Genomic DNA, 15,379 nt, shown 5'->3' with positions numbered 1-15,379 from the left:
TCAGCCATTGGCTCACCATTACTAAACGGAACTCGAACCATGAAGCGTCTGATCCTGACCACGTTAACCTCTGCTCTCATGGGCCTCTCAGCCGGCGCCATGGCCGAAGACCTGAGCATCGGCTTTGCCGATCCCTTGTCCTCGCTCGACCCGCAGCTCAACAACCATGCGGGCGACCGCTCGGTGGCGCTGCATTTCTGGGATCTGCTGGTCGAAAACAAGTGGAACAAGCTGCAGCCCGGCCTGGCGCTGAGCTGGAAGCCGCTCGACGACAAGACCTGGGAATTCAAGCTGCGTCCTAACGTGAAATGGCAAGACGGCCAGCCGTTTACCGCTGACGACCTGATTTATTCGTACACGCGTGCACGCAATGTGCCCGGCAGCGTTGCGACCTATGCCGGTTACCTGCGCACCATTGAGTCTATGGAGGCTCCCGACCCCTTGACGTTCATCGTCAAGACGAAAGCGCCGAACCCGGACCTGCCGCTGAATCTGGCATCGATCCACGTCGTCAGCAAACACGTCGGCGAAAAGTCTGCGACCGAGGACTACAACTCGGGTAAAGCCATGGTCGGTACCGGCCCGTACAAATTCGTCTCGTACACGCCAGGTGATCGCGTCATCATGAAACGCAACGATGGCTATTGGGGCGAAAAACAGGTCTGGGAAAACGTCAACTACCGCTACATCAACAACGCCGCCTCGCGTACCGCTGCCCTGTTGGCGGGTGACGTGGACGTGATCGATAAAGTCTCGGTGTCGGACCTGGCCAAGTTGAAGCAAGCCCCCAACGTCAGCGTCTATCCGTATGACGGTCTGCGTGTCATGCTGTTGCAGCCGAGTTTCAACTCGGCGGCGAACCCGTACATTACCGACAACGCCGGTAAGCCTCTGCCGAAAAACCCGCTGCTGGACGTCAAAGTCCGCGAGGCGCTGAATCTGGCGATCAATCGCAAGGCCATCGTCGATCGCATCTTGCAGGATGCGGCAACCGAAGCCAACCAATGGATGCCGAAGGACACCTTTGGCTATAACCCCGACGTCAAAGACATTCCGTACGACGCGAAGAAAGCCAAGGAACTGCTGGCCGAGGCGGGTTATCCGGACGGTTTCAACCTGACGATGCACGTGCCGAACGACCGCTATCCGCAAGGACCGGAAACGGCCCAGGCGGTGGCTCAATTCTGGACCCGCATCGGCGTCAAGACCAAGGTCGAAGTCATGCCTTGGGCCGTCTATTCGAGCCGCGCTCGCAAGAACGAATACGCCATGACCATGCTGGCCTGGGGCAACGGTACCGGCGAAGCCAGCTACGCCCTGGTCAACATCCTGGCTACCGTGTCGCCCGAGAAAGGCCTGGGGGCCTCGAACTGGGGTTACTACAGCAATCCCAAGGTCGACGCGGAACTGGTCAAGGCCACTTCGGAATTTGATGTCGCCAAACGCGAAGCCATCCTGCGCGACTCGGTCAAGATTGTGTCCGAAGACGTGGGCATCATTCCGCTGTACCACTACAAGAACATCTGGGCCACGCGTAAAGGCCTGAAGGTCACGCCGATGACCAGCGATCGCACCGCTGCGCAGATGGTCACCAAGGTCGATGCGAAATGAGCCGAGCGACGCTTAGCATCTCTCCTGTCGATGACCTGATCGATGTGCCGCGTCAGATTCGTGTAGAACATCTGACGCCGGGACAGGTGATCGAAATATCGACGCGTACCGTTCGGGACGCTGTGGTCTGGACCAGCCAGGCGCAATTTCGCGCTGACGAAAGCGGCATCGTCGATCTGACGCGTGACGCGCCGGTGGCAGGCTCGGCCGGCTATGACGAGGTCAGCCCGATGGGATTGATCTGGTCTCAAGTTCCAGAGAGCGCGAGCCGTAATGTGTTCAATACGCCAGTGATCGAGCCTTTGGTGACGCGGGTCAGCGTGCGCGGAACAGACGTCAGTCTCGATGGGGAACTGGAGCAACGCCCGGCCGCCGATGGCGTGACTCGCCGTGAGGTGCGCGAGGACGGGCTGGTCGGCGTGCTGTATTTGCCACCTGGTCCCGGACCTCACCCCGCCGTCATGATTCTGAATGGCTCGGGCGGCGGCTTCAATGAGCCGCGGGCAGCGCTGTATGCGTCACGTGGCTATGCAGCGCTGTCGTTGGCGTATTTCAAAGCGCCTGGCCTGTCGGACTATATTTCGAACACGCCGCTCGAATATTTCCAGGCCGGCCTGGACTGGATCCGCCGCGAGCTCAAACCTGCCCATGATTTTGTCGCCATCAGCGGCCAGTCGCGTGGCGGCGAACTCGTACTGCTACTGGGCGCCGCGTTCCCCGAGGCCGTCTCGGCGGTCGTGGCCTATGTGCCGGGCGCTGTCGTACACAGTGGCCAGAATGCCTGCGACCCGAAAATCGGCCGCGAAGGCCCGACCTGGCTGCTGGGCGGCAAGCCCGTGCCCCATGTCTGGGAAGGCAATCGCACCGCGACCTGGGCGCCCTTTGACGAAGGCCCCGCCCCTCATCGTCATGAAAAGGCCATACTGACCGCCTTGCAAGACCCGGAGGCCGTGGCACGCGCACGCATTCCGGTCGAGCGCATCCAAGGCCCTGTCATGCTGCTGTCGGGTACAGAAGATGGCTCTTGGCCATCGACGCTTTACTCCCGCATGGTGCGCGATTCGCTACGCGAGGCCAATCATCCTTATCCCGTGCAGTGGCTGGACTACGAGGGCGGCGGTCACACAATCCTGTTCCCGTATGTCCCCACGACGCAGCTGATTTATGCGCACCCCGTCTCGGGCCGCATCAGCACCAGTGGCGGCAGCCCTGGCCCGAACGCGCGCGCCGACGCCGAATCATGGCCCGGCGTGCTGGCGTTCCTGCGCGACGCGGTCGCAGCTCGCGCCAGCGGTAACGCCAGTAAGACTAGCGCCAAAGCCGCACCAGCGATCAAGGACGCTGGCGCAGTCGCCGCCGCCATCGACGCTGCCCTTGCGGCGAAAAAGTAATTCCAGGAGGTCGACACATGGAAACACAAGCATCTAAAACCTACGATCCCGCCAATGATCTGGTGGATCGCCTGGCTGGCCTGACCCCGGGCAGCAAAACCTACGAAACCCGCCATCAACGGGCCAAGGTCGCCGCCGCAACTCAGGGTAGTTACGACATCTTGTTCGCCCCTGAATTACCGGGCCTGTCGCTCGTCGAGCGCCTCTTGGTCGCACTCTATGCCAGCCGTCTGACGCCCTCGGCCGAGCTCGCTGCACATTACCGTGCACAGCTGCGGGCAGCAGGCGCCGAGAGCTCGCTGATCGACCTGGCCGAACAAGGCGAGCCTGGCAAAGCGCCCACGCCGCGCCTGGCTGCCATATTGACCTTTACCCGCAAGCTAATCGAAAAGCCCGTCGAGGGTGACCGCGAGGCTCTGCTGACGCTGCCGCAAGCCGGCCTGTCAACGCCCGAAGTCGTCACGCTGTCGCAGTTGATCGCCTTTCTGTCATACCAAGTGCGCCTGGTCGCCGGTCTGAAAGCCATGAAAGCCCTGGAGGAATCCGCATGAGCCGCATCATCAAATCGCACGGTTTCACCAACGAGACCCTGGGCTGGGATGCGTGGCTGGACGTCGTCAACGTCGAGACCGCGACCCCCGAACAAATCGCCGTCCTCGAGGAAAGCCATCCCCAGGCCAAGGTCTCGGACTACTACCTATTCCTGATCCATCAACCCGAAATCCTGCGCCAACGCTCTGCGGCGTTCAACGCCATCATGTACGCGCCCGGCGGTATGCCGCGCGCGGAACGCGAGCTGGGTGCCACCGTAGTCTCGCGCATCAATGGCTGCGTATATTGCGCATCGGTGCACGCCCAGCGCTACACGCAGTTGGCCAAACAAGACGCCGTCATCGAGCAAGTTTTCGAAAATCCGCATACCGCCGGCACCACGCCGCGCGAGCAGGCCATTACGAAGTTCTCGATCGACCTTACCGAGCGGCCCGCAGATATCTCTGCAGCCGATATCAAGGCGCTGAAAGACGCAGGGTTGAACGATGCAGACGTGCTGGATTTGCTGCATTCGGACGCGATTTTTGCTTGGGCGAATCGGTTGATGTTGAATCTGGGCGAACCGGTGTTCCCGGCGCAGTGAGACAGGCTTTCGTACGATGAATGAGGAATGCGGCACCTCCTGGTGTGCCGCATTTTCATTTTTGCAGTCAGCATTAGGCAATCCTGCGCATGCCGGTCCGGCTGGGGAGGGATCCGAAGTAGCCGAAGATTTTGAAGATTTTGTCACCGCATAGGCCATCGCCAATTTGATACGGGAGCCGCTATTACTGCGCCGCGCCTATGCTCTGCTGCGGGCCGTGACTGATTTTCAGTAAACTGACGTATTCCTCTGCCCTGCCCGCCCTCCTTTTCCGATGTCTCCTGCTCCCGAAATCCGCCCCGGTCAATCCGTCGAACTACTCAAGGAACTACATATCCTGACGCGCGACGGCAAGATGAACCAGGATAGCCGCCGCAAGCTCAAACAGGTCTATCATCTGTTTCAGTTTATCGAGCCTCTGCTGCAGGACGTAAAAAAAGAACGCGATGCAGTGACCCTCGTCGATCATGGCGCGGGCAAGTCCTATCTCGGCTTTATCCTGTACGACCTATTTTTCAAGGCGCTGCGGGATCAATCGCACGTCTATGGCATCGAGACACGTGCAGAGCTAGTCGAGTCGTCCAAGGCGCTGGCCCAGCGATTGGGGTTTGGCGGAATGTCATTCCTGAATCTGTCCGTGGCAGAGTCCATCACCTCGGACCAGTTGCCCGAGAAAATAGATATCGTCACAGCGCTGCACGCTTGTAATACCGCGACCGATGACGCTATTCATTTTGCCTTGGCCAAACACGCCAAATACATCGTAGTCGTCCCCTGCTGCCAAGCCGAAGTCGCCGCTGCCCTACGCAAGAACAAGGCTCGTGCATTGGCAGATCCGCTAGCTGAGATCTGGCGCCATCCGCTGCATACCCGGGAGTTTGGCAGCCAAGTGACTAATGTGCTGCGTTGTTTGCAACTGGAAGCTCACGGATATCAAGTGAGCGTGACCGAGCTCGTTGGGTGGGAACACTCGATGAAGAATGAGCTGATCATCGCGCAATATAAGAACCTGCCGCGGCGCAAGCCTGCGGAGAGACTGCATGAGATTTTGGATCGCATTGGGTTGCCAGAGTTGCGGGAGAGGTTTTTTACTGAAGAGTTGGCTTGAGGTCTCGCCAACCTAAGACGGCTGGGGCTGCTATCGTCGATTGTGCACGACGTTTTCACGTTGAGCATCGAGGTGCCCAATATCACAATCGCCCCCTAGTGCCGGCCACATTCTAGCTCTATGTATTATTGCCACGGCTCGCCCACTCGAGCGCGGCATGGCGGAGACTCTCGCGCTACAGACGACGTGCACTGACCGGTGTAAACGTAGTGCTTTTTCATCATGCAACGCTGAATGCTGTGCACCTTCGCCCTCGAAGCCGCACGTTCCTGATCGAGCGTCCTCTCCTCTCCATTGGGTAATGGAGCGAGCCAATAATCTCCCAACGAATCGCCGCCGCACATCATCCAATCCTGCAGGCGAGCGTGTACCGTTCGACCGCTCAGGTCCCATCGGTCTACCATTCTTCCAGGCTTCGTCGCTCTTTCATAAACCTCCTTATCGCAAAAAATCTGAGGCATGGTGATACTGCAGATTTCGCCCTTACGCGTGACATAACACCCTGTGAGCAGGAACGCTAATACACACATACTCATAAATTGGCTCAATAATTTCACTTTATCGCCCTCAACAAAATATCCAAGGTATTCCACGCTTCTGGCGGCAGTGCCTCAGACAATGCAAATGGTGTCGAAGGAACCAAGGCTAGTCCGCTCCATACCCCATATAAACGGTTTTCCAGCATGCTCAATCCGCCCCGAGCATTCCCATCCTCACCATAAAAACCGCTAATGCTTCCTCCAAGGAAATCATGAGTGCCGCCGTAGGCCTCATGGAAAACGTCTAAGATAGAGCCGGGGTCATAATGCATGCCTGCCAACGTGCCATACCCGCCTTGGATTCCCCCTGTGAGTCCTGCCATATCCTTGCCTTGCTCAGTTCGAAGGAAGTCGGCCAATGACATTTGGGCCTTGTCAGAGTCAAACTGCACCATTCCGGTCTGTTTCTGTAATTCCAATTTGGGCACCCCGTTCTCATCCAGCACGACCTTTCCAGTTGAGTCCTTCTGCACCTTGCACCACTCATTCATCGTGCCGCAGATAACGGCAAGCACAACCCTCGTCCCTGCTGTCTTGAAACCATCCCCTCGAATACCGGAGCTCCTCCCACTTCTGTTATCTAGAGTCGTTACGCCGTCAGTAACCCCCGCAAACTTCTTCGAATCAGTGATGGTGTACTCCCGCATTCGATCTGCGGCCTCTGATAATCCAGCCTGAAGTGCCGCGACATCTACGGAACCGGTCAATGCACCAACGATGACGTTCAAGATGCGCTCCTGGGTGTTCAGCTCGCTGATCTGTTGTTGTAATGCGTGTTTTTCCTGCTCATCAGTCTTCTCACTGATCTGCTTACGCAGCGCTGCGCGTTTTTCATCGGTGTAGGATCGGATGGTCTGGCTGGCTTGTTGGGTGAAGGCGGCGATGATTTCGGCTTCGGCGGAGACTTTGGCTCGTAGTTTTTCGGGGTCCCAGGTTTTGCTTAGGCCCGCGGCATCGTCTCCCGTTTGGGTCTCTTGGTTCAGGCTGGCCAAGAGTTGTTCGGCGGTCTTTCCAGTTAGAGCGCGCTGCTTCTCATGGTCCGTAATAATGACCGTGGCGCCGCTGATTCCGCTCTTTGTAGTGCTGCGCTCGCTGCCACTGGCTTTACTGAACCCTGGGGCCACCGCTGTGGTGTCACGGCCCATGTTTTGGGCTGCCCATGTGTAGTCGGCACCGCTGACCGTCGTCGCCTTTGCGCCACCGGATGTAGCTTTGATTCCGCCCGCGCTATTGTCAGCCCCGATAGCATTTGCATCAGTGGCTCCGTCTGTCTTGTCGTCAGCTCGCCCAGCGCTCTTGTCACTCGATTTTTTATCGCGACCGCTGATACTGAATCCGCCTGCGACGGCAACGCCACTGGCCTTGTAATTACTGTGATTCTCGATGTCGCTCACGGTCAGCGTACCGGTGACGATGCGATTTGCCCCTGCATGCACTGCTTCTGCGGTGCTGGCAATCGCCGCGCCTTTTAAATTCGTGTTGCCTTTGACCTGAACGTCAAAGCCCGCGTCGCCCGCCTGGATGCCGCTTTGCTCACGCACGCTGGCAAAGTCGCCTTTGACCTTGTTTTGAGCATAGCTGGCGCTGCCTGCCACGCCTGCTCCTGCAATGACACTGCCGCCGATGTTTCGATGTTTGCTTTCGAAGGTGCTGGTGTCCTGCAGGCTTTCGATGTTCAGATTGCCGCCGACATCAGCTGACACCTTTTTGCCGCTGACGATGGCCCCTTGCAGGTGAGTATCTGCGCCTGATTGCAGTGTCAGTTTCTGACCTGCCGCAACCTTGGTATTCATCATGGTCTTGTCTCGGCCATTTGCTTTGCCTTTCGAGTTGGTGGCGCTCGCTGCCACGCCAATGTTGGCGCCAGTCGATCCCATGGACACCGCCACGCCAACCGATGTACTCGACCCGCTGCTCGTGTGTTGGGTATCTAAAGTGTTCTCGGCCGCCTGCAGATTTATATTTCCTTCGGCGTTGAGTTGTGTGTTGCCTCCCCCAGATAACCTTGAACCCTTCACATTGATGTCTGAGGCAGTTCCTGCACCCGTCGCCAGGATGGTGAGGTCCTTGCCCGCAGCGATTGTCGAACCCACTGCCGTCGAAACAGAACGCTCAGTCTTGCTGGACTGCTTGGTTTTTCCTACGTGAATTCCGACTTGAATGCCGCCCAATTTGTCCAGGTCTTTCGCGCCGTCAACGGCTCCTAGCTTTTGCACGGAATCCAAAGCGCTGATGGCTTCCAGTGCGGTGGCCGCCGCTGCCAGGCCTTCTATCAGGGGATTGTCTGTTTGAGCTGCGGTATCGGCCACACGCCCAACCGCCTGCATCCCGTTTACCAACGGATTGCTCACGGTCACGCTTACCCCGGTCTGCTTGATTTCAAAGGACTCCCGCTTGTGATGAGTATCCTGCGCTGCACCGATAGTCACGTGCTGGCCTGCCAAGGTGATGTTTCCCTCCGGAGCAGTGATGGTGCTGGCCGTCACATTGACTGCCTGGCCCGTGCGTATCGTGGTATTTCCCTTGAGACTGCCCAGGGTACTGGGTGTATTGCCTTGCGCTGACTCCTGTACCGAGTGCGTCTGTTTGCTCTTGCCGACACTCATACCGCCTGTCGCGCCGACACCTGATTTCTTGACCTTCTCAACACGACTGGTATCGGATTGCCTATGTCCGGGATCGATATTGACGTTGCGTACCACAGCGATATCCAGATGCTGCTGCGCACCCACGTTCGAGCCTTGCACGATCACATCGCGGCCAGCGGCGATCTCGACGTTCTTTCCTGTCAGGGTCGAGGCATGGGGCTGTTCCCACTGCACCGAGACCTTCGTGTCTTCTGTCTTGGACGACAACAAGCCTTTTTTCTGTTCGCGGTATTGGTCCTTTGCCAAACCACTGTCTGTACCTGCCTGCAGCTTGACGTCGCGTCCAGCATTGACGGTGAGCTGTCGCCGGGCGTGGATCTCAGCTGCGCGCGCGTTGACATCCTGCCCCGCCGCCATCGCCAGATCGCCTTTGGCGCTCGCACCCGATCCGATCACCTTGTTCGTGCTCAACTCGTGACGCTGGTGTGGGCCGCTCGAGATGGTTTCACGGTGCTGAGCGACAAGTTCGTCCAGCCGGATGTCGCGGCCGGCTTGCAGACGCGCATTGTGCTCGACAGACACTTGCGCGGCCAACATATTGATATCGTTGCCCGCCTGCATCAACAGATCGTTCGCGCTCACGCTGGAAACACCCGATAGATGCGTACCCCGCGTAGCGCCGAAATCGTCCGACGTGTCGCCTGAGATCAAATTGATATTCTGTCCCGCGCGCAGCGCAACCGTTTCGCCCTGAATCCGGGCAGCGAGATTGCTCAGATTTTCGCGTGCGGCCAGATCGATGCGCCGCGCCTGTATCTGGCCGCCAGAGTGGTTGATGATGTTCAACGCATTGACCACCGTCGCATCACGCGCGCCGATAGTGCCGCTATTGACGAGATCGCCCTGCGCCATCAGATGGGTGTTGCGCCCAGCCATCAATGTGCCGTACGCCTGAGTCGCATCTGCCCGCGCCGGCAACGGCACTTTGGGCGCCAAGACCGTACGCACCGCGCCTACCGGCAGGTCGAACGGTTCGCTTGCCACGGTGACCTTATAAGGCGCACGGTGTGCCTTGCGATCGCTGCTGCGTGCCTGCGTAAAGGTGGCCTGCCCCTCGCGGATAACGGTGCGCCACCCCGTGGCTCCGATGTTGTGGATGGCGGGCCCGTCCACGGTCAGTTTGCCGCCGGCGGCGATCTGGCTTTTATCGTTGGTAACTATCCCTTTGAGGTTAAGCGCGCCAGCCGCAAAAATGCGCCCCGGATCGCTGCGAACCGTACGTGTCTGCGTGACGATCTCATTGACTTCGTAGAACGTGAAGTGCTTGACCAGTCGATTGAGAAAGTCCCGGTTGAATGCTTTGATACGCGCGTCCAGTGCCAGATGGCGTGCCTTGTAATCTTTGTATGCCGGGGAGGCCTCGTAGGCTTTCCGTTGCTGCTCCAACGACTGAGACTTACGCGAACTGGATTGTGGGGCGGGTTTCCAGTCCGGCAACTCGCCAGCTGGCGGTTGGACGCCGAATACTGACCAAATCTTTGCGTCACGCGGATAACGAAACCGTTCGGGTGTCGGACGGCAGTTGCGGCCTATGCACTGACGGCCCGCAGGGGTATGAGTCAATGCAATGGGACTGGATACCCCTGCTCTACCCCGCTCATTAGGAGCATAGTCAAAAGGAGGCCCATAGCGCGTCGCGGGATATTTGGCAGACGGTAAAAGCAGTCTGCGCTCCGGATCATCGTTGAGCCACTCCGGGCGTCGGCTGCAACCGCGCGTCACCGTATCGCATAGCCAATGGCTGGCAGCGTCGTGCATGTCCGTACTGCCTTCGGGCGTGAAGTACACCTTGGGCTTTGATGACACCTGCACGGTTTCCGAGACGAAGTTTGCGTTCTGATTGTGAATCTGATTCGCCGCAATCGCGATGACCCCGCCGGCCTCTATCGTGGCCGAGATGTTTTGCAGCTGGTCTGCCTGCCCGGTGACCCGCTTGGCGGTATCGATTGATCCGCCGACACGCAGATGATCCTTGGCATAGAGAACGGAATGATGGCGATTGATCAAGGAACCCACGCCCAGGTTGAGGCTGCCACGCGAGGCAATGACGGCTGAACCCTTCGGACCCGCATCATTGACCAACTCGCGGGCGCTGATCGACACCCCGTCGCCGTAGATTCGGCCGCGGTTATGCAGTTGTCCGGCGTTGATACGTGTCACATGCGCGTCAATCAGGCCCGTGTTAGTGATGTTCTGGGTGACGTCTATCGTGTTGTGGCGCCCTGCCAACAGTTCGCCAGTCGCCGTGTTGCTCAGCGAGCCCGACTTGATGCGCAGATCGCGGCCTGCACTCAGACGAGCCTTGTTGACCAGTGCTCCGCCCAAATCCAGGTTCAAGTCCCGCCCGCTAGTGAAATTGCCTTGTGGCGTCAGCGAGCCGCTGTAGGTAAAAGCCAAGTCGGTTCCCGCTCGCAACCAACCGAGACCGTCCAATCCTTGAGCAAACACGGTGAGTTGCTGATCGGCGGCGATCGATCCCTGCTTGTTTCTCAAGCTCTGTGTGTCAATGCGCGTGTTGCGCTGCGCTGCAATCCGGCCAGAGGGGTTTTTCAGATTTTCAGAAACGAGAACCAGATCGCCGTCAGCATGAATCTCGCCCTTGGCGTTGTTGACTTGGGCCACGCGAATATCGACGGTTTTAGCCGTCACGCCTGTAGCCAAGGGGGCGGATCGAGCAATACCGGAGGATGTGGCGGCAGTCTCAGCAGACGCGGCCGCGCCGACGGATGCGGTCGAAGCCTGCGTCAACGCAGCCGTCTGATTCACGTCCAGCGTGTCATCATTGCCCAAGCTGGCTGCCGACAAACGAAGCGTGTTATCGGCCAGCATCAATCCTTTACGGTTATCGATCCCTTCTTTAACCGCGACAGTGAGATTGCCGCCAGCCAAGGTACCGCCATGGTTGTTCAACTGCTTGGCTTCGAGCCGGTGACCGCCTGCAGTGGCGATCAATCCGCCCGCGTTGAGCAGATCGCCTGGTACCTGCAGTGTCATCGGCCCTGTGGCGGTGATCCTGCCGTCTTGATTGTTCAATGCCTGGGCGGATATCGTCACATTGGCGCCGTGTAATACCGCCTTGCGCGTGTCGAGCTGCCCCGATACGTTCAGCGCCAGGGTTTTCTTTGCAGACAAGGTCGCGTTTGGCACGATACGGACGTCGCCCGCGGCGTCCAGGCTCAAATCGCCGGTGAGCGCCACCAGGTTTCCCCCTACGTTCACGCCCACGCCCGCCTCGGTACCGATGAGCCGTATGCTGTTTGCGTACATGCCCCCCAAGGCGGCCGTGTCCAGTGCGAACTGGGGCGTGGGCCCCCGGCCTGCGAGCGCACTGGTTTCACCGCTATCGGCGTCGACGCGCGCCGAGCCCGCAGCCACAGTCAACTGATCTGCCCACACCCCCGCATTGATCGCCAAGGCACGAGCCAACAAGTCGACCTTGGGAACGTGCGTGCCGTTCAACCCTTGGCCTTCGACTGAAATTTTTCCCGATGCCACCTCGAGCGAAATCTGGCCTTTGGGACCGACCTCCGGGCGGCCCGTGGTCAGCGTCGCACGGGTGGCATTCAGAAAACCACAACCACTACAGGTAATCCCTGCCGGGTTCGCGACGATCACATTGGCGCGATGGCCAGCCACCTCGAGCATTCCGTGCAATCGGGATGGATTGGGTGCGGTCACCTGGTTCAAGATCGTGGTCGCGCGCTGATTTCCCAGCATGGGGTTGCCAGCGATCTGGCCGGCAACCTGCGTCTGGCTGGTACCGCCGCTGTTGTTCAGCACGGCGCCGGAGGGGCCGACATTGAAGTGTGTAAATCGATTATGCGACACGCCCGCCGCTGAGGGTGGCACGATTTGAATAACGGGCACTCCATGGCTGACGCCCACAACGGGCTGAGCGCCGCCGGCACTTTTGTCTGCGGTAATGGGCAAAGTCTGCGCCAGGACCGGGGTCCAGCCCGATGCGGCCAATAACCCGAAAAGTATCCGGCTAGTCTTTTTTTTCAACATGACGTGTATTCTCTAGAACTCGAACATCAGCGCCGCCGCGAATACGACGTTTGATGTGGGAAATGTCTCGGGTTTCTTCAATGGCCAGCCCAGCGACACGTCGTAACTGGTGTCGATATAGGGCACGGAGACACGGCCGCGTAAGCCCGCGACGGCGCCGACCAGCGTGCGGCCTGACAAATACTGTGCGGATGGTCCACTGACACGACCCGCGTCGACTCCCGCATAAAGTTGTTGGCCGAATGTGCTTAGATTCCAGGACAGATCATTGCGCAAGCCCCATCCGTCTTCGGCAGCCAAGGCCATTTGTCCGTCAAACCCACGCACCGTGTAACGATCGCCTATCGTGAAATAATCCGCGGGCACGAGGGGTGTCTTGGCATGTTGAAGTTGCCAATTGAATTGATATGCCATCTGCTGCTGAGCAAGCGTAAAGGGCAGATAAGTACCCGCGTTAGCGGCCAGAATCGTCGTACGCCCATTCCAGCCGGCGTCGCCATAGACATATCCCGGGTGTTTGGAATACCGCTGCACGGTGCCTCGCACGCCTGTTCCTACGTCCACCACCGCGCGGCCCACATAGTGGCGATGCTGATAACCCAGCTCATAGCCCATGATGTCGCGACGTTGCACCTCGATATCAATGCCGTTGAGCGTACCGCCTACACGCTTGCGGAGCACCTTTGCCATGACGGTGCCCTTACTGTGCGTGCCGCGATACGGCACCACCGACATCCCAATATCGACCTGCTGAGTCGTGCCGCCGTAGGCGATGGGCTCACTGAACCCAGAAACAGTCTGCCGATAGCTCGAACGGCCTGCGCCCGCGAACATCGCCCAGTATCCGAATGGAATGCTGTAATGGATCGACGCCGCACGCGTGTTGTTGTCGTGGTTGCGCAGGCCTGCGTTGCTGTTCCATGACACGGAAAGCTGATCATATAGAAACAAGGGGGAATCCAGCGTCAATCCTGCATTGAGCCTTTTGCGTCCCGTCGCCTTCAGCCCTGCGTTGTCGCCACCCAAATAGGCATGCCAACGCTTGCCCGATCCGGGCTGCAGAAGAATGTCGGAAGCGCCCAGTTCCGTTCCTGGCGCTATGTCGATACGTGCGTCAGATTGACCTTCGAGACGTTGGATATTTTCCAGTGCCTGGTCCAAGTCGCGTTGATTCAGCTCATCGCCCGGGCCGCTCGGCAGTACGGTACGCCACCAACCCGGCGCGCCCTCGCTGTGCACCTCGGAGATACGGCCCGCCCCGTAACGCAGCGTGAGCGTGCCTTCGGCTAATGACTGTTCAGGCATCCGCACCCATGCCGTGATCAGTCCCGACTCGACCAAACGCGTGGTCAGCTGCGCTTGCAAGATGTTCAACCCATGCAAACCCACGCATTTCCCAATGAAGGATTGAGCCATGGCCTGGATTTCTTTTGGAGGGGCGTCGCCCTGCCATAGGATTGCGGACAGCGAAAAACAAGGCGTCTCATGAGGCAAAGCCCATGCATCCACATCATCTGTCGTAGACCTGGTCTCGGGCAACACGTCCGGACGCTGTTCGGCACGGGCACGTTGCTGGTCGAGTTCGTGGGCTTGGCGGCGCTGGATTTCATCGGTTTGAGCGACAGCGTCGACAGTCGTTGCCCACGCCGGGGCGAGCGTGCCAGCCATCACGCCAGCCGTGTTCACGGCCAGCAACAAGCAACGAAATTTCAGCTGACGCATCCACGTCAAGCAACGATGAACCATATGTATCTATTTCTACAATTCTTGCTTTGATGAAGCTATGTAACGAATGTCGGAGGAATGTTCCACGAGCACAGAAAGTGTGCGCGCACGGAAGTATCCCGACACGATCACACGCGCGTCTGGAATCACACCGTGAGGCTTGAAGTGCCCGATCTATCTGCTAACCGGCCTGACGAGGCTTTGGGTATTTCAACGGCATACGACGATCTCGGGCCTTCCGTATGGCAATCTGCAAGCGCCGCCGATAGCGCAACGTAGAATCCGAGAAATTGGCTCTAAGCTCGATGACGGATGCCGCACCCCAAAAAAAAACGATGCGTCCGGGACCAAGATTGCGGACGAGACGCTGTACGCTGCCATCGCGACCAATGAATGCCACATCGAGGGGATAATGCATACCAAAGGTGTGAACGGCCCAACAGGGCGAAAGCCATAGCCCGGTGTGCCTTCCTGGGGGTCGCGCTCGACCTAACAGTCCTCGCAACCGGGCCCACATGCTGCGCGCCCGCACCAATCGGATACGACGATTCGTCTGACAACGGGCCGTCATTGTGCGACCTGCCACATCTGCATCGCGACCGGAAATGCCAGCACGATAAAGGTGCAGGGAAAAATACAAGCAATCAACGGCAAAAGCATTTTCACGGGTGCCTGCATCGCTAATTTCTCCGCGCGCTGAAAACGATCTGCTCGACATTGCGAGGCATGCTCGCGCAACAGCGGCCCTATGCTCATCCCCAGCCCGTCTGCCTGTATCAATGCGGCAATCCAACGATGGACACTGGAGCAATTGCATCGGTCAGCCAGTGCCCTCAGCGCGGCCGCTCGAGGCGCACCCGCCCGCATATCCGCCAGCGCGTGGGCAAGCTCCTCGCGCAAGTATCCCCGAGGGCCATGGCGCTCTGCCTGCTGCAATGCGCTGTACAAGCCCAATCCTGATTCCATGCATAAGGTCATCATGTCCAGGAAAAAAGGCAAATCCTGCTCGATGCTTTTGCACCGTTGGCGCATACGTGCATGCAATCTGGCGATAGAACACGAGACCGCGATGAGCGCTCCTGTGAGTACGCCCCATATCTGCGCACCACCCGTGCCGATTACCATTGCCACGGCCGCCCCTGCCACCGCTCCCGATATCGCAGCAATCACTATCCAAGCAATCAAGTGGGTAGGGACCGCTGCGGAGGGTAAAC

At 58.7% G+C, this 15,379-nt stretch carries 7 protein-coding genes and 1 pseudogene; 4 read left to right on the top strand and 4 right to left on the bottom strand.

Annotated elements, in window-relative coordinates:
• The first annotated feature begins 39 nt into the window (after positions 1-39).
• The 4 genes and pseudogenes from ACNA0I_RS13730 (at position 40) to ACNA0I_RS13715 (ending at position 5,245) form a co-directional block, all read left to right on the top strand.
• Positions 40-1,611 (top strand): ABC transporter substrate-binding protein, encoded by a 1,572-nt coding sequence (locus ACNA0I_RS13730; RefSeq protein ID WP_415806559.1) that lies wholly within the window; start codon positions 40-42, stop codon positions 1,609-1,611.
• The gene (locus ACNA0I_RS13725; RefSeq protein ID WP_415806558.1) at positions 1,608-3,002 is read left to right on the top strand and encodes an acyl-CoA thioesterase/bile acid-CoA:amino acid N-acyltransferase family protein; all 1,395 of its coding nucleotides are present in this window, start codon (positions 1,608-1,610) and stop codon (positions 3,000-3,002) included. Before ACNA0I_RS13730 ends, ACNA0I_RS13725 begins: the two co-directional genes overlap by 4 nt.
• Before the next feature lie 17 nt (positions 3,003-3,019).
• Positions 3,020-4,137, top strand: a pseudogene (locus ACNA0I_RS13720) (CMD domain protein).
• A 274-nt stretch (positions 4,138-4,411) separates the two neighbouring features.
• Positions 4,412-5,245 (top strand): class I SAM-dependent methyltransferase, encoded by an 834-nt coding sequence (locus ACNA0I_RS13715; RefSeq protein WP_415806557.1) that lies wholly within the window; start codon positions 4,412-4,414, stop codon positions 5,243-5,245.
• 553 nt (positions 5,246-5,798) lie between these two features.
• Here the strand turns inward: ACNA0I_RS13715 and ACNA0I_RS13710 are convergent.
• From ACNA0I_RS13710 to ACNA0I_RS13695, 4 genes are all read right to left on the bottom strand, one after another.
• Positions 5,799-12,440: a two-partner secretion domain-containing protein gene (locus ACNA0I_RS13710; RefSeq protein ID WP_415806556.1), complete on the bottom strand. Its 6,642-nt coding sequence runs from the start codon at positions 12,438-12,440 to the stop codon at positions 5,799-5,801.
• A gap of 12 nt (positions 12,441-12,452) precedes the next feature.
• Positions 12,453-14,186, bottom strand: coding sequence for a ShlB/FhaC/HecB family hemolysin secretion/activation protein (locus ACNA0I_RS13705; RefSeq protein WP_415806555.1), 1,734 nt, complete (start codon positions 14,184-14,186; stop codon positions 12,453-12,455).
• A 160-nt stretch (positions 14,187-14,346) separates the two neighbouring features.
• Entirely contained in the window at positions 14,347-14,682 is a 336-nt protein-coding gene (locus ACNA0I_RS13700; protein WP_415806554.1) for a DUF192 domain-containing protein, read from the bottom strand.
• Positions 14,683-14,732: 50 nt separating this feature from the next.
• Positions 14,733-15,290, bottom strand: coding sequence for a type II secretion system F family protein (locus ACNA0I_RS13695; protein ID WP_415806673.1), 558 nt, complete (start codon positions 15,288-15,290; stop codon positions 14,733-14,735).
• Between the last annotated feature and the right edge of the window lie 89 nt (positions 15,291-15,379).

This window comes from Bordetella muralis, from assembly GCF_965139205.1.
Lineage (GTDB): Bacteria > Pseudomonadota > Gammaproteobacteria > Burkholderiales > Burkholderiaceae_B > Bordetella_A > Bordetella_A muralis.
This window is presented reverse-complemented; position numbering and strand designations above follow the sequence as displayed.